At 77.6% G+C, this 20537-nt stretch carries 19 protein-coding genes; 7 read left to right on the top strand and 12 right to left on the bottom strand.

The genetic code is table 11. The annotated features are described in order from the left end of the window. The first annotated feature begins 238 nt into the window (after window positions 1–238). Complete coding sequence (locus tag ACH5AR_RS00415; protein WP_396299114.1) at window positions 239–1534, top strand: FAD-dependent monooxygenase; 1296 nt, start codon at window positions 239–241, stop codon at window positions 1532–1534. A 40-nt stretch (window positions 1535–1574) separates the two neighbouring features. Here the strand turns inward: ACH5AR_RS00415 and ACH5AR_RS00410 are convergent, their stop codons facing one another. After that, the gene (locus ACH5AR_RS00410; protein WP_396299113.1) at window positions 1575–2150 is read right to left on the bottom strand and encodes a TerD family protein; all 576 of its coding nucleotides are present in this window, start codon (window positions 2148–2150) and stop codon (window positions 1575–1577) included. Between the two features lie 113 nt (window positions 2151–2263). Next, window positions 2264–2683, bottom strand: a complete 420-nt coding sequence (locus tag ACH5AR_RS00405; protein WP_396299112.1) for a hypothetical protein — start codon at window positions 2681–2683, stop codon at window positions 2264–2266. Window positions 2684–2775: 92 nt separating this feature from the next. On the opposite strand from ACH5AR_RS00405, the gene ACH5AR_RS00400 reads away from it, so the two are divergent. Then, window positions 2776–3069 (top strand): hypothetical protein, encoded by a 294-nt coding sequence (locus ACH5AR_RS00400; RefSeq protein WP_396299111.1) that lies wholly within the window; start codon window positions 2776–2778, stop codon window positions 3067–3069. Window positions 3070–3126: 57 nt separating this feature from the next. On the opposite strand, the gene ACH5AR_RS00395 is transcribed toward ACH5AR_RS00400, so the two are convergent. Then, on the bottom strand, window positions 3127–4695 hold the full coding sequence (locus ACH5AR_RS00395; protein WP_396299110.1) for a glycerol-3-phosphate dehydrogenase/oxidase: 1569 nt from the start codon (window positions 4693–4695) through the stop codon (window positions 3127–3129). Then, the gene (locus ACH5AR_RS00390; RefSeq protein WP_396299109.1) at window positions 4692–5300 is read right to left on the bottom strand and encodes a TetR/AcrR family transcriptional regulator; all 609 of its coding nucleotides are present in this window, start codon (window positions 5298–5300) and stop codon (window positions 4692–4694) included. Before ACH5AR_RS00390 ends, ACH5AR_RS00395 begins: the two co-directional genes overlap by 4 nt. 74 nt (window positions 5301–5374) lie before the next feature. Between ACH5AR_RS00390 and ACH5AR_RS00385 the strand changes: the two genes are divergently transcribed. The 3 genes from ACH5AR_RS00385 (at window position 5375) to ACH5AR_RS00375 (ending at window position 9281) form a co-directional block, all read left to right on the top strand. Then, complete coding sequence (locus ACH5AR_RS00385) at window positions 5375–6943, top strand: FAD-binding oxidoreductase (protein ID WP_396299108.1); 1569 nt, start codon at window positions 5375–5377, stop codon at window positions 6941–6943. Then, complete coding sequence (locus ACH5AR_RS00380; RefSeq protein WP_396299107.1) at window positions 6940–7848, top strand: diacylglycerol kinase; 909 nt, start codon at window positions 6940–6942, stop codon at window positions 7846–7848. The genes ACH5AR_RS00385 and ACH5AR_RS00380 overlap by 4 nt, the downstream gene beginning before the upstream one ends. 278 nt (window positions 7849–8126) lie before the next feature. Then, on the top strand, window positions 8127–9281 hold the full coding sequence (locus ACH5AR_RS00375) for a Cmx/CmrA family chloramphenicol efflux MFS transporter (RefSeq protein ID WP_396299106.1): 1155 nt from the start codon (window positions 8127–8129) through the stop codon (window positions 9279–9281). 277 nt (window positions 9282–9558) lie between these two features. Here the strand turns inward: ACH5AR_RS00375 and ACH5AR_RS00370 are convergent, their stop codons facing one another. The 4 genes from ACH5AR_RS00370 to ACH5AR_RS00355 all read right to left on the bottom strand — a co-directional run bounded on the left by ACH5AR_RS00370 (window position 9559) and on the right by ACH5AR_RS00355 (window position 14753). Next, entirely contained in the window at window positions 9559–12084 is a 2526-nt protein-coding gene (locus tag ACH5AR_RS00370; RefSeq protein ID WP_396299105.1) for an FtsX-like permease family protein, read from the bottom strand. Continuing rightward, the gene (locus ACH5AR_RS00365) at window positions 12081–12905 is read right to left on the bottom strand and encodes an ABC transporter ATP-binding protein (protein ID WP_396299104.1); all 825 of its coding nucleotides are present in this window, start codon (window positions 12903–12905) and stop codon (window positions 12081–12083) included. The genes ACH5AR_RS00370 and ACH5AR_RS00365 overlap by 4 nt, the downstream gene beginning before the upstream one ends. A gap of 104 nt (window positions 12906–13009) precedes the next feature. Next, window positions 13010–13804 (bottom strand): aminotransferase class IV, encoded by a 795-nt coding sequence (locus tag ACH5AR_RS00360; protein WP_396299103.1) that lies wholly within the window; start codon window positions 13802–13804, stop codon window positions 13010–13012. Beyond that, the gene (locus tag ACH5AR_RS00355; RefSeq protein ID WP_396299102.1) at window positions 13797–14753 is read right to left on the bottom strand and encodes a GNAT family N-acetyltransferase; all 957 of its coding nucleotides are present in this window, start codon (window positions 14751–14753) and stop codon (window positions 13797–13799) included. The genes ACH5AR_RS00360 and ACH5AR_RS00355 overlap by 8 nt, the downstream gene beginning before the upstream one ends. Before the next feature lie 283 nt (window positions 14754–15036). Between ACH5AR_RS00355 and ACH5AR_RS00350 the strand changes: the two genes are divergently transcribed. Further along, entirely contained in the window at window positions 15037–16233 is a 1197-nt protein-coding gene (locus tag ACH5AR_RS00350; protein WP_396299101.1) for a glycosyltransferase family 4 protein, read from the top strand. On the opposite strand, the gene ACH5AR_RS00345 is transcribed toward ACH5AR_RS00350, so the two are convergent. The 4 genes from ACH5AR_RS00345 to ACH5AR_RS00330 all read right to left on the bottom strand — a co-directional run bounded on the left by ACH5AR_RS00345 (window position 16205) and on the right by ACH5AR_RS00330 (window position 19502). Then, window positions 16205–16567, bottom strand: a complete 363-nt coding sequence (locus ACH5AR_RS00345) for a hypothetical protein (protein ID WP_396299100.1) — start codon at window positions 16565–16567, stop codon at window positions 16205–16207. The genes ACH5AR_RS00350 and ACH5AR_RS00345 overlap by 29 nt on opposite strands. 68 nt (window positions 16568–16635) lie before the next feature. Beyond that, on the bottom strand, window positions 16636–17292 hold the full coding sequence (locus tag ACH5AR_RS00340) for a LuxR C-terminal-related transcriptional regulator (RefSeq protein ID WP_396299099.1): 657 nt from the start codon (window positions 17290–17292) through the stop codon (window positions 16636–16638). Continuing rightward, window positions 17277–18575: a sensor domain-containing protein gene (locus tag ACH5AR_RS00335; protein WP_396299098.1), complete on the bottom strand. Its 1299-nt coding sequence runs from the start codon at window positions 18573–18575 to the stop codon at window positions 17277–17279. The genes ACH5AR_RS00340 and ACH5AR_RS00335 overlap by 16 nt, the downstream gene beginning before the upstream one ends. A gap of 9 nt (window positions 18576–18584) precedes the next feature. Continuing rightward, window positions 18585–19502, bottom strand: coding sequence for a DMT family transporter (locus ACH5AR_RS00330; protein ID WP_396299097.1), 918 nt, complete (start codon window positions 19500–19502; stop codon window positions 18585–18587). Between the two features lie 96 nt (window positions 19503–19598). On the opposite strand from ACH5AR_RS00330, the gene ACH5AR_RS00325 reads away from it, so the two are divergent. Continuing rightward, window positions 19599–20492, top strand: coding sequence for a LysR family transcriptional regulator (locus ACH5AR_RS00325; protein WP_396299096.1), 894 nt, complete (start codon window positions 19599–19601; stop codon window positions 20490–20492). Window positions 20493–20537 lie beyond the last annotated feature (45 nt).

Below are 20537 nucleotides of genomic sequence, written 5' to 3'. Positions count from 1 at the left end.
TTGTTACCGCAGAGTAGGGGACGGGTGGCGGAGTATGCAACAAGTTGCATAGGGGGAGTCGGGCCCTCCGCCCAGCCCTCAGGACGAACTGCCCGACCGGCCCCCTCCGGACGGGCTCCGAATGGCGCGAAACGCGCCGCCGGGCCCCGGGCACCCGCGTATCGTCGTGTCCCGGACATCGCGGCCCGCCGCCATGGCGCGACGGGCCCGCGACGCGGAGCTCGGGAGAGGAACGACCGTGCGGGGTGGCTCGGTGGCCGTGGTCGGGGGAAGCATCGCCGGGAGCGCCTTCGCCGGCGCGGCCGTCCGGCTCGGCGCGCAGCGGGTGGTGGTACTGGAGCGCAGCCCCGGCCGGCTGGAGGACCGCGGCGTGGGGCTGTGCACCCACAACGACCGCTTCGAGGAGCTGGTGCGCGCCGGGCTCCTCGACGCGGACACCCGCCGCCACCGCCTCACCGTCCGCCGGTGGGTCACCCGGGGCGGCGCCGGCGACGGCGACGGCCCGGACGGCTGCGGGCGGCTGCTCTGGGCGCAGCCCTTCCCGTTCCACTCGCACCACTGGGGCGTGCTCTGGCAGGCGCTGCGGGAACGGGCGCCCGAGCAGGTGGAGTTCCGCCTGGGTGCCACCGTGACGGCCGTCGGCAACGAGGCGGGCGGCACCGGAACCGAGCCCGGCACCGGCACCGGACCGGAGGGGCCCGGAGCGGCGGGCGCCTGGATCGAGACGGGCGGCCGCCGCGAGGCCTACGACCTGGTGATCGGCGCCGACGGCTACCGCTCGGTGGTCCGCGAGGCCGTCTGTCCGAAGGCCGAGCCCGCGTACGCCGGGTACGTGTGCTGGCGCGGCAGCTACGACTCCGCCCTGCTCGCCGAACTCCCCGGCGGCGCGGCGCCCTGGCCGCAGGAGCAGTGCATCACCGTCTGCTATCCGGGCGGTCAGGTGGTGATCTACCGCATCCCCGGGGTCGAGCCCGGCCGCACCCAGGTGAACTGGGTGTTCTACACCCCCACCCCCGGCTGGCTGCGGCTGGACGGCCCGACCAGCATCCCGGCGGGCAGCCTCGCCGCCGCCCGGCTGGACGAGCTGCGGCAGCTCGCCGAACGGCACCTGCCGCCGTACTGGGCCGCCCTCGTCGCGCTGACCCCGCGCGAACGGACCTTCCTCCAGCCGATCTACGACCTGGCGGCCCCGCGCCGCACGGCAGGGCGGCTGCTGATCTGCGGGGACGCGGCCACCGTGGTGCGCCCGCACAACACCAGCGGCGTGGTGAAGGCGGTGCAGGACGCCCACGCCTTCGAGTCGGCGGGGCGGCAGGCCGGCGCCTGGCCGGCCCTGCTGGCCGCCTACGACCGCGAACGGACGGCGGCCGGGCGGGAGTTGGTGGAGCTGGGCCGCACCCTCGGCCGGGCCCAGGTCACCGCGGCGCCGGACTGGTCACGGATGGACGAGCCGGCCATGACCGCCTGGTGGCAGCAGCAGTTCACCGGCGACGACCAGGGGTTCGGCGGCCACGCGCTCGGCCGTACCGGCTGAGCACGCGTCCGCCGAACCCCTGCCGGCTCGCCGCGGACCGTCAGACGTTGACGCCGTAGTCGGTCGCGATGCCGCGCAGGCCGGAGGCGTAACCCTGGCCGATGGCGCGGAACTTCCACTCGGCGCCGTTGCGGTACAGCTCGCCGAAGACCATCGCGGTCTCGGTCGAGGCGTCCTCGCTCAGGTCGTAGCGCGCGATCTCCTGGCCGTTGGCCTGGTTGACGATCCGGATGAACGCGTTGCGCACCTGGCCGAAGTTCTGCAGCCGGGCGTCGGCGTCGTAGATCGACACCGGGAAGACCACCTTGGCCACGTCGGCCGGGACGCGGTCCAGGTCGACCTTGATCTGCTCGTCGTCCCCGCCCCCGCCGCCGACCAGGTTGTCGCCGCTGTGCTCGACCGAACCCTCGGGGCTGCGGAGGTTGTTGAAGAAGACGAAGTGCTGGTCCGAGACCACCTTGCCCAGCGCGTTGCACAGCAGCGCGCTGGCGTCCAGGTCGTAGTCGGCGCCGGTGGTGGTGCGCACGTCCCAGCCGAGACCGACGATCACGGCGCTCAGACCGGGCGCCTCCTTGCTCAGCGAGACGTTGCCGCCCTTGGCCAGCGAAACTCCCACAATGCCCTCCTCGGATCTCTCCCTGTGGACGAATCTACAACACTGTAGAGATCACGAGAATCCGTCTGCGGGTGGGCCCTGCCCCGGATATCCCTGCGGGCCCCGGCTCCCGGTCACCGGCCGGCGTCGATCTCGATGCGCAGCGCGCCGTTCTCGGCCAAGGCCCGGCGGCCCCAGTCCAGCAGCAGCTCCAGCACCTCGCGCTCGGCGGCCGGGAGCCGGCCCCGGTCCGTCCGCTCGACCTCCCGGACCAGCGCCGCCATCGACGGCTGCCCGATCCGGCTGCTGAAGTCCTGGTCCGGCTCGTGGCGGGCCAGGGTGGGCAGGGCCCGCGCACCCAGACGGCGCAGCACGGACCGCAGCGCGCCGCCGTCCGCGCAGGCCGCCACCCGGCCGGGCAGCGGCGGCGGGCCGGCCCTGCGCCCCGTCCGCGCCTTCACGGACACCCGGTACAGCCCCAGGACGTACTCGTCCTCCGCCACCTCGACGTCCGGCCCGTACGGCCGCGGGCCGGCGCCCGTCGCACTCCCCATGCCGAGCACCCTAGCGGCCGGTCGCCCTAGACTTGCAGGGGATTGCCCTCGCCGGACTCCCCCACGCCCCAGACCCTGCGCCGGAGGTCCCGATGCGCCAGCGGTACAGCTTCCACCTCGACCAGGGCGGGCACTCGGTGACCGTCAACGTCCGGTCCGGCCGGATCACCGAGACCGAGCTGCTGGTCGACGGCAAGGAGTGCGCCTTCCACCGCGTCCACGGGCACGGCGTCTACCCGCTGACCCTCGCCGCCCGGATCGCCGAGGAGCCGCCGAAGCCGGTCGCGGTGCGGCTGGAGCGCACCGGCCGGGCCGACCACCCGCTCTCCTGCGTCCTGGAGCTGTCCGGCGCCGAGCACCCGGTGCCCGAGCGCACGGCGCGCTGAGCCCCAGCCGCGGCGTCCGCACGGCGCCGCACCGCGTCAGCCGTCCCGCCCCTCGCCCTACCCCTCCCCCGGCCCCCGCGCCAGGCTCTCCGCCACGATCTCCTCGACGGCCTCCCGGGCCCGCTCGGCGTCCTGCGCGACCAGCCCGATCCTGGTGCGGCGGTCCAGCACGTCGGCCGCGTCCAACGCGCCCTCGTGGCTGACGGCGTGGGCGATCTCGGCGCGGGTGACGTCCAGACCCTCCGCGACCGGCGTCAACCCGCCCGCCGCCGCCACCTCGTGGGCCGCGCCGCCGTGGCGGGCGAGCAGTGCGGCGGGCAGCCCGGCCGCCGGCGGGCGACTGTCCCGGTGGCCGGGGGCGCCGATCAGCGGCAGCCGGGCCGTCCAGCAGGCGCGGGCGGGCAGGCCGCGCAGCCGGACGGCGGTGTCCACCGCGTCCTCGGCCATCCGGCGGTAGGTGGTGAGCTTGCCGCCGACCACGGTGATCACCCCGTCGGGGCTCTCCAGCACCGCGTGCTCGCGCGAGATGTCGGCGGTGCTGCCGTTCCCGGTGTCGATCAGCGGGCGCAGCCCGGCGTGGGCGCCCAGCACGTCCGCCCTGGTCAGCCCGGTGGCGAGAGCGGCGTTGACGGTGTCGAGGAGGAAGCTGAGCTCGGCCTCGGTGGGCTGCGGCTCGTCCGGGATCGGCCCCGGGGCGTCCTCGTCGGTCAGGCCGATCGCGACCCGGCCGAGCTGCTGCGGCAGGGCGAAGACGAAGCGGCTGGTGGAACCGGGAACGGGCACGGTGAGCGCGGCGGTCGGGCCGCCGAGCACCCGCGCGTCCACCAGCAGGTGGGTGCCCCGGCTGGGCCGCAGCCTGATCGAGGTGTCCACCTCGCCGGCCCAGACCCCGGTGGCGTTGACCACCGCGTCGGCCCGGACGGCCAGCTCCTGGCCGGTCAGGGTGTCGACCAGCCGGGCCGAGGTGCCGGTGACCCGCTCGGCGCGCACCCTGGTCAGCACCCTCGCCCCGTACTGCGCGGCGGTCCGGGCCAGCGCCACCACCAGGCGGGCGTCGTCCACGAGCTGCCCGTCGTGGGCGACCAGCGCGCCGCGCAGCCCGTCGGTCCGCACGCCCGGCACCAGCCGGCGGGTCCGCCCGGCGTCGATCCGGCGCACCCGGGGCAGCAGCGCGCCCGGGGTGCCGGCCGCCAGGCGCAGCGCGTCGCCGGCGTGGAAGCCGGCGCGGATCAGCGCGGCCTGGCCCGGGCGCAGCAGGCCCGGCAGCAGGGGGACGAGCTGGGGCAGCGCCCGGACCAGGTGCGGGGCGGTGCGGGTCATCAGCACGCCGCGCTCGACGGCGCTCTCCCGGGCCACCCCGATCCGCCCGGAGGCGAGGTAGCGCAGCCCGCCGTGCACCAGCTTGGAGCTCCAGCGGCTGGTGCCGAAGGCGAGGTCGCGGGCCTCGACCAGCACCGTGCGCAGGCCGCGCGAGGCGGCGTCCAGGGCCACCCCGGCGCCGGTGACGCCGCCGCCGATCACCAGGAGGTCGATCCGGGCGTCGTCGCCGAGCGCTTCGAGTTCCAGCCTGCGCCGGGTGGCGTCGAGCCGCCCGGTACCGGCATAGGGGCCTGCGGTGGGGGTCATGGCGCGAGGTATCCGTTCAGTGCTCTGGCCAGTTCGCGCCGCCAGGCCGCCTCGGGCAGCAGGGAGGCGACCATGCGGTGCGACTGGACGGTGGACTGGGCGATCAGCAGGACCATGGCGGCCAGTTCGAGCGGTTCGCCGGCCCGGATCGAACCGTGCGCCTGGCCCTGCCCGATGCCGGTGACCAGCGCCTCCAGCAGGCCGCGCTGGCTGGCGCCGAGCCGCTCGACGACGTACTCGAGCAGCAGGTCGGAGTCGTCGGAGCGCAGCAGCGCGCCGATCACCGGGTGGTCGCGCAGCCGGACGGCGATCTCCACCGTCCGCTCGACGAAAGCCTCCCGGTCGGGGCCGGCCGCCGCGGTGCCCTCCAGGGTGGCCAGGACCTCCCGGGTGAGCAGGGCGCCGATCACCGCCCGGACGTCCGGCCAGCGGCGGTAGACGGTCGGTCGGCTGACCCCGGCGCGGCGGGCGATCTCGGCGAGCTGGGTGCGCCGGACGCCGAGGTGGACGACGAGGTCGGCGGCGGCGTCCAGGATCGCGTCGTCGGTGGAGCGGGCCCCGGGGGTCTGGCCCGGCGTCTCGGGCTCGGCGTTACTACTTGACATGATGTGTGAAACTGTAACGCATGGCACCTGAGACGCAAGCGGGACCGGCCGGCGCCGCCCTTCCGCTCCCCCCGATGAAGTGGGACGCCTGGGGCGACCCGGCCCTGGCCAAGGAGCTGTCCGCCGACATCAAGGGACTGCTCGCCGCGGCCCTCGGCGTCACCGGTGACGCCGTGCCCGGGCCGGGTGCCGACGGGGTCGTGCTGCGGGCGTCCCGGATCTCCGCCGACGGCCTGAAGGCGCTGGCCGGCGCCGTCGGCGAGGCGCACGTGAGCACCGCCGACGCCGACCGGCTGCCGCGCGCCGGCGGCAAGTCCACCCCCGACCTGCTGCGCCGCCGCAGCCGCGAGCCGCAGGACGCGCCCGACGCCGTCGTGCTGCCCGGGACCGAGCAGGAGGTCGCGGCCGTCCTCGCGGTGTGCGCCGAACACCGCCTCGCCGTCGTCCCGTTCGGCGGCGGCACCAGTGTCGTCGGCGGCCTCGATCCCGAGCGCGGCCCCTTCGACGCCGTGGTCTCGCTCGACCTGCGCCGCTTCGACGGGCTGCTCGACCTGGACGAGACCTCCGGCGAGGCCGTCCTCGGCGCGGGCCTCACCGGCCCGGACGCGGAGGCCCTGCTCGCCGAGCGCGGCTGGGAGCTCGGCCACTACCCGCAGAGCTTCCGCTACGCCACCATCGGCGGCTTCGCGGCCACCCGCTCCTCCGGCCAGGACTCCGCCGGGTACGGGCGCTTCGACGAGATGGTGCGCGGACTGCGGGTCGTCACCCCCGCCGGGGTGCTCGACCTCGGCCGCGCCCCCGCCTCCGCCGCCGGCCCCGACCTGCGCCAGCTCTTCCTCGGCTCCGAGGGCACCCTCGGCGTGATCACCGCCGTCCGGCTGCGCGTCCACCCGCTGCCCGCCGTCAAGGCGTACGAGGCGTGGAGCTTCCCCGACTTCGCCACCGGGACGGCCGCGCTGCGCGCCGTCGAGCAGCAGGGCACCGGCCCGACGGTGATCCGGCTCTCCGACGAGGCCGAGACCATGGTCAACCTGGCCATGACCGAGCAGATCGGCGGCGCCCCCGCGGTCAGCGGCTGCCTGGCCGTCACCGTCTTCGAGGGCGGCGCCGCCCAGGTCGCCGCCCGGCAGCAGCTCACCCGCGACGCCCTGCTCGCCGCCGGCGGCACCTCGCTCGGCGAGGCTGCCGCCCGCGCCTGGGAGCACGGCCGGTTCGACGCCCCCTACCTGCGCGACTCCCTGCTCGGCGCGGGCGCGCTGTGCGAGACCCTGGAGACGGCGGCGAGCTGGAGCCGGCTGCCCGCCCTGCGCACCGCCGTCACCGAGGCGCTCACCACCGCCCTGCCCGGCTCCCTCGTGCTCTGCCACATCTCGCACGTCTACCCGACCGGCGCCTCGCTCTACTTCACCGTTGTCGCCGCCCTCGGCGAGGACCCGCTCACCTGCTGGGGCGCCGCCAAGCGCGCCGCCGGGGACGCCATCCTCGGCGCCGGCGGCACCATCAGCCACCACCACGCCGTCGGCGCCGACCACCGCCCCTGGATGACCGAGGAGGTCGGCGAGCTGGGCGTGCGCATCCTGCGCGCCGTCAAGGCCGAACTCGACCCGGCCGGCATCCTCAACCCGGGGAAGCTGATTCCGTGAACGACGTGAGAACCGTCCGCAGGGTCGCCGTTCTCACCAACCCGGCGGCGGGCATCGGCCACGCCGAGCCCGCCGCCCACCGGGCCACCGCCCGGCTGCGGGCCCTCGGCGTCCAGGTCGAACCGCACGCCGGGCGCTCCCCCGAGGACGCCGTCCGGCTCGCCCGCGCGGCGGCGGCCGACGGCGTGGACGCGGTGGCCGTGGTCGGCGGCGACGGCATGGTCAACCTCGCCCTCCAGGCCCTCGCCGGCACGCCCGTCCCGCTCGGCGTGGTCCCCGCGGGCACCGGCAACGACCACGCCCGCGCGTACGGGCTGCCGCTCGGCGCCCCCGAGGCCGCCGCCGACGTCATCGCCGCCGGGCGCACCCGCGGCGTCGACCTCGGCCGGATCACCGGCCCGGACGGGGCCGTCCGCTGGTACGGCTCCGTCCTCGCCACCGGCTTCGACTCGCTCGTCAGCGACCGCGCCAACCGGCTGCGCTGGCCGCACGGCCGGATGCGCTACAACCTCGCCATCCTCGCCGAGTTCGCCAACCTGCGCCCGCTGCCGTTCCGCCTCACCCTCGCCGACGGCACCGTCATCGAGCGCGACCTCACCCTGGCCGCCGTCGGCAACACCCGCAGCTACGGCGGCGGCATGCCGATGTGCCCCGCCGCCCTGCCCGACGACGGGCTGCTCGACGTCACCCTCGTCGACGCCATGCCCCGGCTGCGCGTCGCCCGCTTCTTCCCGGCCCTCCTCAAGGGCACCCACACCGCCCGCCCGGAGGTCACCACGCTGCGCACCGCGTCGCTGCGCATCGAGTCCCCCGGCATCACCGCCTACGCCGACGGGGAGTTCATCGCCCCGCTCCCGGTGGAGGTCTCGGTGGCCGAGGGCGCCCTGCGGCTGCTGGTGCCGTGAACGGGCGGCGCGCCGCGGGCCGCCGGGGGGCGGGGGGCAGCGGGGGGCGGCGGAAAACCGGGTGCCCCGAGGGCAGGGGGCCGGGTAGCCTGCGAAGCGTGTCGAGCCCTGAGGCATCCAGGGCGGGGGCTTTCGGTCACGCGCCGTCAGCCCCCTGAAACCCGGATGCACTGAACCACCGAGGTCCGAGCGAGCGCCGCGCCTGCGCCGCCCGGGGGTTGAGCGTGCGGTGACGAGACGTCCCCTCCTCGTTCGCGCCCTTTCCCTCGGAGCCCTCGATGCCCCTGCCCCTCTATCTGCTCGCCCTGGCCGTGTTCGCCATGGGCACCTCGGAGTTCATGCTCGCCGGGCTGCTGCCCGGCCTCGCCGCCGACCTCGGCGTCACCGTCGGCACGGCCGGCGGGCTCACCTCGGCCTTCGCGGTCGGGATGGTGGTCGGCGCCCCGCTGACGGCCGGGCTCGTCCGCGGCCGGCCGGGGCGCGGCAGCCTGCTCGGGTTCGTGCTGGCGTTCGCGGCGGCGCACGCCGTCGGGGCGGCCACCGGGAGCTTCCCGGTGCTGCTCGCCACCAGGGTGGTCGCCGCGCTCGCCGACGCCGGGTTCCTGGCCGTGGCGCTGAGCACCGCCGCCGCGCTCGTCCCGGCCGACCGCAAGGGGCGGGCGCTCGCCGTGCTGCTGTCCGGGACGACGGTGGCGACGGTGGCCGGCGTCCCGGGCGGGGCGGTGCTGGGCGCGCTGTTCGGCTGGCGCGCCGCGTTCTGGGCCGTCGCGCTGCTCTGCCTGCCGGCCGCCGTCGGCATCGCCAGGGGCCTGCCGCCGCTCTCCCCGGCGGCCGACCGGTCCGCGGCGCCGGCCCTGCGGGCGGAGCTCGCCGCACTGCGCCGGCCGCCGCTGCTGCGCGCGATGCTGATCGCCGCGCTGGTGAACGCCGCGACCTTCGGCGGATTCACCTTCCTCGCCCCGGTGGTGACCGGCCGCGCCGGGCTGGGCGCGCTGTGGGTGCCGGCGGCGCTGGTGCTGTTCGGCGCCGGCTCGTTCCTCGGCGTCAGCGTCGCCGGGCGGCTCGCGGACCGGCACCCCGGCCGGGTCCTCGCCGTCGGCGGCCCGCTGCTGCTGGCGGGCTGGCCCGCGCTCGCCGTCGTCGCGGGCGCTCCGGGCGCGCTGCTGCCGCTGGTGTTCCTGCTGGGCGCGCTGTCCTTCGCCGTCGGCGGCACGCTGATCACCCGGGTGCTGTACGAGGCGGCCGGCGCTCCCGCCCTGGGCGGCGCCTACGCGACCGCCGCGCTCAACCTGGGCGCGACCGCCGGCCCGCTGCTCGCCGCCGCCACCCTCGGCACGGCGGCCGGAGACCTCGGGCCGTTCTGGGCCGGCGGCCTGCTGGTCGCCGCCGCCCTGCTGGTCGCGGCGGCGGGGCAGGCGGCAGGCCGACGGTAGGTGACGACCCATCGGGTCACCACGACCCGCTTCGGCAGACCTTCGCTCCGAGGTGCGGCCGGCGGGCTCGGGGGCTGCTCAGGTCGGGCCGCTCCCTGCGCCCACGGCCTGGCGGGGCGGGCGCGCGCGTGGCTGACGCAGCATCACCACCCGCTCCGCCCGGAGCCGTCGGACCGTCAAGTGGTCCCCGGGCACCCCACTGGGGCCCGTCACCCGCACCCGAAGGGAGGGGGCGCGCCCGGACCGTCCCGAGCGCGCCCCCTCCCCGACCGGCCCGCTACTGGCGCGCCGCTCCCAGCGCGGCCGGCCGGGTCCGCAGCAGCGCCCGGACGGGCACCCCGGTCGCACCGAGGCAGAGCAGGACGGCTCCGGCGGCCAGCGGCAGGGCGAGCGTCGCCGGGACGTAGGGGGCGGAGTCGGCCACGCCCCGGGCGACCGGCACCAGGGTGACCGCGGCGATCGCCGAGCCGACCGCCAGCCCGGTGGCGGCCACCAGCAGCGCCTCCCAGCGCATCATGCCGCGCACCTGGCGCCGGGTGGTGCCGGCCAGCCGCAGCAGGGCGACCTCGCGGCGCCGGTCCAGCACCGTCATCACCAGCGTGTTGGCGGCGCTGACGGCGGCGAACCCGCCGAGCACGGCGGCCATCACGGTGTTGGCCCAGCCGTTGAGCTCCAGGTCGCGGTCGGCCTGGGCGGCGAACCCGGCCCGGTCGGTGACGGCCGTCCCGGCCGTCCCGCCCAGGGCGGCGGCCACCGCCGCGTGGTCGGCGCCCGGCGCGTCGGCGACCAGCACCTGGCTGTCGTACCCGGTGGTGACGTGCCCGGCCACCGCGGCCCGGGGCAGCAGCGCCTGGCCGACCCCGAGCCCGCGGTCGTACACCGCGACGACGGCGGGCCGGGCGGCGGTGCCGTCGCCGAGCCAGAGCGGGACGCGGTCGCCGACCCGGGCGCCGAACGCGTCGGCCAGGGTGGTGCTCAGCGCGATGGTGTCGGGCCCGCGGCCGAGGTCGGCGAGCGAGCCGCTGCGCACGCCCAGGTCGAGCACCTTCGGCAGCCGGGCCGGGTCGCCGTCGACGCCGAGCGCCGGGGCGGTGCCCAGCTGGCCGCCGTCGCGGTAGACGAGGCCGGTGCGCAGCACGCCGACGGCGGTGTCCACGCCGGGCAGCCGGGCGGCCCGCTCGGCCGTCCCGGCCGGCAGGCCGGGGCCGGTGGCGCCGACCACGTGGTCGGCGGTGACGCCGGCCCGGACGTTCTCGCCGCCGGCGTGGCGCACGGTGCTCTGGAGCACCAGCAGGGTGCCGCAGAAGGCGGTGACCAGCACGATCGGGGTGATCGCGGAGGCCAGCCGGCGGGCGTTGGCGCGGGTGTTGTCGGCGGCCAGCGAGCCGGGTGCGCCGCCGGCCCGCAGCGGGGCGCCGAGCAGCACGGCGGCGGCCCGGGCCAGCCAGGGGCCGAGCAGGGCGACGGCCAGCATGAGGCACATCACCACGCCGAGCGCGGTCTGGGCGGCCTTGCTGCCGTCCAGGGAGGTCGCGACGCCGGCCGCCACCGCGCCGCCGACGGCGAACAGCAGTCCGAGGACGGTGCGCACCCGGCCCGGGCGGGGCGGTTCGACGGCGGCCTCGCCGAGTGCCTGGGCGGCGCGCATCCGGGACGGCCGGCGGGCGGCCAGGAAGCCGGCGGTGAGCGCGGCGAGGGTGCAGGCAAGGACGGCGGCGAGCGCCGGCAGCGGGCCGACGTCCAGCCGGACGTCCGCCGGGACGGCGCCGCGCTCGACCAGCTGGCCGAACCACCAGCGGGCGAGGGCGAGTCCGGGCAGCACGCCGAGCGCCGCGGCGAGCGGCGCGACCAGCGCCGCCTCGGCGGCGATGGTGCGGCGGATCTGGCGCGGGGTGGCCCCGATGGCGCGCAGCAGGGCGAACTCGCGGGCCCGCTGGCCGGTGGCGAGGGCGACGGTGCTCATCACCACGAAGACGGCGGTCATGGTGGCGTAGCCGCCGAAGGTGCCGCCGAGCGCCGTCAGCAGGCTGCGGGCCTCGCCGAGGGCGGGGTGCTCGACGGCGCCCCGGTCGTCGCCGGTGAAGGTCCGGGCGTCGCCGCCGACGGCCTGGCGGACCTGGGCGGCGAGCGCGGCGGTGCCCACGCCCTCGCGGGGCTGCACGGCGACGGCGTCGATCCGGCCCGGGTGGCCGGAGAGGCGGTCGGCGGTGGCGTCGGCGAACCAGGCGGTGGGGCCGGCCTGCTGGGCGGCGGCCAGGCCGGAGACCCGGTAGTCCGCGGTGCCGCCGGGCGCGGTGAGCGTGAGCTTCGCGCCGGGCGCGAGGTTGGCGGCACGCGCGGTGTCGGCGTCCAGCACCACCTCGTTCGCGCCGGGGGCGCGGCCCTCGACCAGCCGGTCGCCCGGCCCGGCGATGCCGAGCGCGGCGAAGCCCCGGCCGGTCAGGGCGGGCACCGGGCCCGCGGCGGGCAGCGGGAAGGCGGTGTCCGGCCGGGCGGCCGCGACGCCGGGCAGCACGGCCAGCCGGCCGGCCAGCGCGGCGTCCGTCCGGGCCCGCTCCGGGGTGGTCTGCTCCACCGTCTCGGTGTCCTCGCCGACCTTCTGCCGCACCGTCACCGCCTGGTCGGCCGCGACCACCACCGGGGCGGCGGCGTACCGGACGGGTTCGAGGCGGGCGGTCAGGCCGGTCTGCAGCAGCACGCCGCAGGCCGTGACCACGGCGGCGCCCAGCACCAGGGCGACCAGGGTGCCCACGAAGGACGCGGGCCTGAAGCGCACCGAGGAGCGCGCGAGTCCGTTCGTCATGCCGCCGCTCCGACCGGCCCGGCGGTCAGCGCGACCATGCGCTCCGCGACGGCCTGCGGGCTCGGGTGCGGCAGTTCGTCCACGAGCGCGCCGCCGGCCAGGAACAGCGCCCGGTCGGCGAAGGAGGCCGCCACCGGGTCGTGGGTCACCATCACCACCGTCGCCCCGAGGGTGTCCACGGCCCGGCGCAGCAGGGCCAGCACCTCGTGCGCGGTCCGGGTGTCCAGGGCGCCGGTCGGCTCGTCGGCGAAGACCACGTCCGGGCGGGTGATCAGCGCGCGGGCGATCGCCACCCGCTGCTGCTGGCCGCCGGAGAGCTGGCCGGGGCGCCGCCCGGCGTGCTCGCCGAGGCCCACCCGTGCCAGCAGGTCCCGGGCCCGGGCGCGGTCCTGGCGCTCCCCGGCGAGGCGCTGCGGCAGCAGCACGTTCTGCTCGACGGTCAGCGAGGGCAGCAGGTTGAAGGCCTGGAAGACGAAGCCGATCCGGCTGCGGCGCAGCTCGGTGAGCCGGTTCTCGCTCAGCGCGGTGATGTCCTCGCCGCCGAGCCGGACCTGGCCGGCGTCCGGGCGGTCCAGCCCGGCCGCGCACTGGAGGAAGGTGGACTTGCCGGAGCCGGAGGGGCCCATCACCGCCGTGAAGGTGCCGTGGTCGAGCGCCAGGTCGATCCCGCGCAGCGCGTGCACCGCCGCCTCGCCGCGCCCGTAGGTCCGGCGCACCCCGCGCAGCTCGATCGCGGGGGCCGTCCGCGGGGCGGGGGCGTACGGGCCATACGGGTCCGTCCCCGACTCCTCGGTCCTGCGGCGGTCTTGGCGGCGTGCCATGGGGGGCCTTCCTTCGGTTCTGCGTCGTCCGTGCTCAACGCGCTCCAACCTAGGCAGGACGGGCTCCGCGGACCATGGAGGTCTCCGGCGGACCGGGGGTGGGGTTATCCCCCCACCGTCTCGCCGGGAATCCCCAGGTAGGCGGCCCGCAGCCGGGCCAGCGCCGGGTGCGCGGGGTCGAAGGCGGTGCCGTCCACGGCCGCCAGCGGGCGCACCCCGACGCCCGCGTTCACCGCGAAGGCGGCGGTGAAGCGGCCCAGCCCGGCGGCGGGCAGCACCTCGCGGGACTGCGGCCCCCGGTAGGCGGCCGACAGCAGCGCCTCGGTCACCCCGGGCAGGCTCGGGCCCTGCGGCCAGACCAGCGCGTCGCCGGCCAGGAAGCCGACGTTCCAGGTCGCCCCCTCGACCACCCGCCCGTCCTCGCCGACCAGCAGCACGTCGTCGTAGCCGGCCAGTTGGGCCTGCCGGCGGTGGTGCACCAGGCCGAACAGGCCGACGTGCTTGACCTCGGGCAGCTCCCGCCGGTAGGCCGCGGTGCGGACCCGCAGCGGGGCGGGCGCGGCGGAGGCGGCCGGGCGGGTGGTCACCAGCAGCGCGGGCGCCGCCGGGGCGGCGGGGCGCTCCAGGCCGAGCGCCGGGTCGTACACCGTCACCCGGACGACCACCGGGGCACCGTCGGCGGGCAGCACCGCGGCGATCCGCTCCCGCACCGCGGCCCGGTCCAGCTCGGCGCCGAACAGCACCCGGCAGTCCCGGACCAGCCGGTCCAGGTGCAGCGCCAGGCCGCGCACCCGGCCCGCCTCGGCGCGCAGGGTGGTGAAGTGCCCGTAGTTGAGCAGCCCCAGCGCGGCCAGCCGTGCCGGGTCGGCGGGGGCGCCGTCGATCTCGATCTCAGCCATCCCCCGAGTCTGCCAGCTGCGGGGAGGCCGGCTGCGCCTGCTCCGGCAACGGCACCGGGCGGTACGGGCTCGCCACCGGGCGGCCCGCCGTGCGCGCCGCGCGTTCGAACTCCTCGATCCGGTAGGCCAGGCCCTCCGGCTCCCCGGCGTCCGACCAGCGCCAGGCCTCCGCCCACCACTGCGGGCCGCGCACCAGCGGGCGGCCCGCCAGCGCCAGGTGCAGGGCCAGCGTGGAGCGGGCGTACGCGTGCACCCAGCCGTCACAGCCCCGGTACTCCGCCGTCTCGTCCAGCCGCAGCCAGCGGCCCTCCTGCCCGGCGGCCAGTATCGGCACCCAGCCGTGCAGCCGGTCGGCGACCAGCAGGAGCAGCCGGCCGTCCTCCTCGCGCACCCGGTGGGCGGGGAGCTGGGGCATCCGGGCGAAGGCCAGCGAGCGCTTCCAGCCCACCACCCACAGGCCCCGGCGCAGGTAGTAGCGGACGGCCGGCTGCCAGCTCCAGTGCGCCTCCAGCCGGAACCCCGGCAGGCCCTCGGCGGTGGCCGCCGCGTACACGGCGTCCAGCGCGGCGGCGGCCAGGCCCCGCCCGCGCGCGGCCGGGGCCACGTAGAGGGAGGAGACGGCGAGCTGGCTCGGGCCCTTGGTCCAGTTGTCCACCGCGACGGTGCCCACCACGGCGCCGTCGTCGTTCCGGATCCAGTAGCGCCGCCGGTACAGCTCGCCGCCCGGCCACTCGCGCCCGCTCTCGCCCAGCCGTTCGCGCCATCCGCGCTCGGCCGGCGGCGCCAGCCCGTCCGGGTCCACCAGCTCGCCCAGCTCGCCCTCCACCAGGGACGCCAAGTCCCAGAGCGCGAACCGCCGTTCCTCCCCCGCAGCGGCCGCCCGCAGCCGCGGCCCCGCCGCCAGCCGGTCCTGCGCCCGCTCCACCGCCGCATCCCACGACCTCAGCACAGGGCGAGGATAGCGGTGCGGCGGGGACGATCAGTAATCCGCCCGCCACCGAACGTCAGCCCGGCAGGCGGCTCCTCCCGCCCGCGCCCGAGCCGCGCGCCGGGGCCGCCGTCGGGCGGGGTGGGGGAAACCCGACCACGGGACTCGACCTGGCCGTGATGACCCGGCCGGCCTGCGGCGATGCAATGAGGGGGCGGCGCAAGGGGCGTGGTGGCGGTGCCGCCCGCCCCCGCCCGGCCCTCCCTTCCTCTTCCTCCCCGACCCGCCTTCCGAAAGGCCTGCCATGGGCACCACCCTCGTCGTCACCAACGACTTCCCGCCGCGCCAGGGCGGCATCGAGACCTTCGTCCGGGCCATGGCCGACCGCGTCCCCGGCCACGACGTCGTGGTCTACACCTCGACCGAACCGGGCGCCGGGCGCCATGACGCCGCTCTGCCCTACCCGGTGCTCCGCGACCGCGCCCGCACCCTGCTGCCGACCCCGCGGGTGACCCGCCGGGCCGCCGAGCTGGCCCGCGCCCACGGCTGCGACCGGGTCTGGTTCGGCGCCGCGGCCCCGCTCGCCGCGATGGCGCCCGGCCTGCGGCGGCTGGCCCCGGGCATCCGCCGCACCGTCGCCACCACGCACGGCCACGAGATCTGGTGGGCCCGCACCCCGGGCGCCCGCGCCCTGCTGCGCCGGATCGGCCGCGGCACCGACGTCGTCACCTACCTCGGCGGCTACACCCGCGCCCGGATCGCCCCCGCGCTCGGGCCGGACGCCCGGCTGGCGCGGCTGGTGCCGGGGGTCGACCCGGCGCTCTTCCGGCCGGCCGGCGACGCCGGGGGCCCGGCCGGCGCCCCGGTGGTGCTGTGCGTGGCCCGGCTGGTCCCGCGCAAGGGCCAGGACGTGCTGATCCGCGCGCTGCCCGCGATCCGCCGGGCCGTGCCCGGGACGACCCTGGTGCTGGTCGGCCGGGGCCCGGACGAGGACCGGCTGCGGGGCCTCGCCCACCGCCTGACCGAGCCGGGCAGCGTGGTGTTCACCGGCGGCCTGGACCACGCCGGGACGGCCGCCCACTACGCCGCGGCGGACGTCTTCGCGATGCCCTGCCGCACCCGCCGGCTGGGCCTGGAGGCCGAGGGCCTCGGGATCGTCTTCCTGGAGGCGGCCGCGGCCGGCCTGCCGGTGGTGGCCGGCCGCTCCGGCGGAGCCCCGGACACCGTCCTGGACGGAGTCACCGGGACGGTCGTCGACGGCCGCTCGCTCGCCGGGGTGGCCTCGGCCCTGACCGGGATCCTGCTCGCCCCGGCCGCCGAGCGCGCCCGGATGGGGGCGGCGGGGCGGCGCTGGGCCGAGGAGCACTGGAGCTGGGAGGCCTCGGCGCGGCGGCTCACCGACCTGCTCGACCCGGCGGTGCCCCTGCCGGGCGGGGCCGCCCCGGTGCCGTCGGGCGCTGCGGCCGGCCCGGTCACTCCGGCTGCCCCCGCAGGCGCCTGACCAGCCGCGCGATCGCGGGCGCCCCGCCGTTGGCCCGCACCGCCGTCACCCAGTTGCGCGCCTGGCCCGGCAGGTCCTCCCGGCTCGGGCAGGAGAAGCTGAACAGCCAGACGTGGGCGGACAGGTCGCGCTCCGGCAGCAGCCGCCACTCCTCGCCTCCGGCCGCCGCCAGCACCTCCTGGCAGGCCGTCAGCGCCGTGTCCCCGTCGCCCGCCCACTCCTGCCGCAGCCACAGCAGGAAGTTGGCCTGGGCGGTCGTGGTGTCGTCCTTGGTCGCCTCGCCCTTGAGCAGTCGGTTGACGATCGCGCTCTGCGGTTCCGGTGTCCTCGCCATGCCGCCATCGTTCCGGCACCGCGACCGCCCTGACAAGGGGGTCGGCCCGCGCGGGCCGACCGCCCCGGTCACTGCCCGCGCAGGTGCGCCAGCACCGCGAGCACCCGCCGGTTGCCCTCCGTCGGGTCCAGGTCCAGCTTCATGAAGATGTTCCCGCAGTGCTTCACCACCGAGGCCTCGGTGATGCCCAGCCGGGCCGCCACGGCCTGGTTGTTGAGGCCCTCGGCCATCAGCCCGAGCACCTCGCGCTCGCGCGGGGTGAGGCGGGCCAGCGGGCGGTCGGCGGACCGGCCGCGCAACAGCACCCGGACCACCTCCGGGTCGATCACCGTCTCCCCGTCGGCGACCCTCCGCAGCGCGTCCAGGAAGTCCGCGACGTCCCCGACCCGGTCCTTCAACAGGTAGCCCAGACCGGCCGGTTGGGCTCCGGCGGCGGCCAGCAGCCGGGTCGCGTACGGGGTGGCCACGTACTGGGAGAGCACCAGGACGGGCAGGCCCGGGTGGCGCTCGCGCAGGGCGAGGGCCGCGCGCAGGCCCTCGTCGGTGTAATCGGGGGGCATCCGCACGTCGGTGACCACGATGTCCGGCCGGTCGGCGTCGACGGCCGCGGCCAGCGCCCCGGCATCGCCCACCGCGGCGGTTACCCGGTGGCCGCCGAGGGCCAGCAGTTCGACCAGTCCGGCGCGCAGCAGCACCGCGTCCTCGGCGATCACGACCCGGAGCACGGCACCTCCACCCGCAGCGTCGTCGGGCCGCCCGTCGGGCTCGTCACCATCAGTCGTCCTCCCAGCAGTGCCACCCGGTCGGCCAGGCCCGCCAGTCCGGCCCCGGCGGCCGGGTCCGCCCCGCCGCGGCCGTCGTCGGTCACCTGGACGACCAGCCGGCCGCGCGCGACCCGCCCGTGGACGGTGATCGCGGTGGCCCCGCTGTGCTTGGCGGCGTTGGTGAGCGCCTCGGTGACGGTGAAGTAGGCGGTGGTCTCCACGGCGGGGTGCAGCCGCCCCGGGAGCTCGATGTCGGTGGCCACCGGGATCGGGTGGCGCTGCGCGACCTCGTCGACGGCGGCGGCGAGCCCGTGGTCGGTGAGCACCTGCGGGTGGATGCCGCGCACCAGCCCGCGCAGCTGCTCCAGCGCCTGCCGGGCCTCGCCGCGCGCCCGGGTGACGAGTGCGGCGGCCCGGCCCCCGCGGTCGCGCAGCTCGTACTCGGCGAGGCCGAGGGTCATGCTGAGCGCGACCAGCTGCTGCTGCGCCCCGTCGTGCAGGTCGCGCTCGATCCGGCGCCGCTCGGCCTCGAAGGCGTCGGCCAACCGGGCGCGGGAGCGGGTGAGTTCGAGCACCTGGCGGCCGAGGTCGTCCTCCCGGGGCCCGAGCAGGAAGCGGGCCAGCGCAACCTCGGCGGCGGTCAGCAGGGCCCCGGCGTACGCGCAGAGCAGCAGGCCGGCCAGCCCGGCGGCGGTGAACGGCAGGGCGGCGAGCGGCCCGGGGACGGCGTGCCCGGGGATCAGCATCACGCTCTCCGGCGCGAGCGCCCAGACCACCAGCGGGGACGCCGTGGCGAGGCAGGAAACCAGCAGCAGCGCGGTGAAGCCGAGCGCGGCGGCGGCCAGCACCGTCGCGGCGAGCACGGCGTGGGCGAGTTCGCGCCGGGTGGCCCGCTCGCGCAGCCGGGTGCGGACGCGGGCGCGGCGGCCCGCCCCGGGCAGGCTCCGGTGCGGGTCGGGCACCGGGACCGGCTCGACCAGCCGCAGCCGCCACCGGGCCGCCGTGGCGCTCGGAACGCCGGCCAGCGCCAGCGCGACCAGCAACGGCAGCCCGATGCCGACCACCGACAGGCCCAGCCCGAGCACCAGCAGCACCGCGAGGACCGCCAGCAGCACCGGGCCGAGCAGCGCGCTGCCCAGCAGGTACGCCCAGCAGCGGGGCACCCAGCGGGTGAACGGGAAGCGCAGGGGGGCCGCCCGCAGCGCCTCGTGCACGGCGCCCGGCCGCTGCTCCCCCTCGCTCACCCGTCCACCCTAACGGACTTGCTGACGGGCCCTCGGGGCCCGCACGGCCGCCGGGCGCGGCCTGGCCAGGACGACGGCGGCGACCACCAGGGCCCCGCCGGCCAGGGCGTTCCAGCCGACCGGCTCGTGCAGGAGGGCCGCGCCCAGCACCGTCGACCACAGCGGCATCACATAGGTGACGGCGGAGGCCACCGCCGTCCCCGCGCCGCGCACCAGCGCCAGGTTGAGCAGGTACGCCAGGCCGGTGCCGACCACGCCGAACACCAGCAGGGCGAGCGCCGGGCCGGCCCCCGGCCAGTGCGGGGCGCCCGCGGCGAACGGCGTCACCAGGGCCAACTCGGCGGCGGCGCAGGTAATCTGGAGGGCGGAGAGGGTGGTCACCGACTCCGGGCGGCCGGACAGGAAGCGGCGCAGGTAGGCGAAGCCGGCGCCGTAGCAGCAGGCGGCGGCCAGGCAGGCGAGCGCGCCGGCCGTCGCCCCGGCACCGAGGCCGCGCCAGACCCCGAGCACGGTGAGCACGCCCAGGAAGCCGAGCCCGAGGCCGACCAGCCGGCGGGCGCCCGGGCGGCGCTCCTCGGGGACGGTCAGCACCGCGAACAGCAGGGTGAACAGCGGGGTGGTGGCGTTCATCACCCCGGCGAGCACCGAGCTGACCCTGGTCTCCCCGAACGGGAAGAGGGTGAACGGCACCGCGTTGAGCAGCACCGCCACCACCGCCGAGTGCCCCCACAGCGCCCGGTCGCGCGGGGCCCGCTCACCGCGCACGGCGAGGATCGCCCACAGGGTGGCCGCTCCCAGCAGGCAGCGCCACAGCGCCACCCAGAGCGGCGGCACCCCCGCGTCGACCGCCACCTTGATCAGGGCGAAGCTCGCGCCCCAGATCGCCGACAGGGCCACGAAGCCCGGCAGCCAGCGCCGCACCCCCACCACCTCCGTCCTTCCCCGCGTCGTGTGGACAGAGCGTGGCCCGGCGGCGGAGCATGAGTCCAACAAGTGGCAGTGCACGCGTGATGAGGAAGTCTCATGGCCCCGGACGTCAACCTGGCCCAGCTCAGGGCGCTGGTCGCGGTCGCCGACACCGGCGGCTTCGGTGCGGCCGCCGACGAGCTGGGCCTCAGCCAGTCCGCGGTCTCGCACGCCGTCGCCGCGCTGGAGCGCGCGCTCGGCGCGCCCGTGCTGCGCCGCGGCAGCCCGTGCCGGCCCACTCCGCTGGGCGAGCAGGTCCTGCCGCACGCCCGGACCGCCGTCGCCTCGGCCGCCGCCGTCCGCGCGATCGCCACCCGGCACTCCGGAGGCCCCGAAGGAACGGTGCGGCTGGCGGCGCCGACCACGGTCTGCCAGGCGCTGCTGCCCGGGCTGCTGAAGGACTGGCGGGCGGCCTTCCCGCAGGTGACCGTCCGGGTCTTCGAGGGCGAGGACGAGGAGCTGGCGGCCTGGCTGGAGGCGGGCACGGTGGACGCCGCCGTCCTGGTGGACGCCGGGCCGCTGCCGCCCGGCGCCGTCCCGCTCGGGACCGACTCGATGCACGCCCTGCTCCGCCGCGACCACCCGCTCGCCGGCCAACCGAGCATCCACGTCGCCGAGTTGGAGGACGACGACTTCCTGCTCTCGGAGGGCGGCTGCGAGCGCCACATCCGCGAGGCCTTCCGCCGGGCGGGGGCCCGCTTCACGCCCCGGCACCGCATCCGCGACCTGAACACCCTGATCGGCATGGTGCACGCGGGCGTCGGGGTCTCGGTGATGCCCGCGCTGGCGCTGACCATGCTCCCGGCCGACTGCGTGCTCGTGCCGATCCGGCCCGCCGTCCACCGGACGCTGACGCTGACCGGGCCGACCGGCCGCCCGTGGTCCCCGGCGGTCGGCGGGCTGCTCGCGGGGACGGGCTCAGGGGCAGGCGCGGGGGCGGGGACGGCGTAGGAGCGGGACGGAGGAGCGGGGGGCGTAGGGAGCGGCGGGGCGGCG

The organism is Kitasatospora sp. NPDC018619 (assembly GCF_044391605.1).
In the GTDB taxonomy this organism is placed as follows: Bacteria; Actinomycetota; Actinomycetes; order Streptomycetales; family Streptomycetaceae; genus Kitasatospora.
This window is presented reverse-complemented; position numbering and strand designations above follow the sequence as displayed.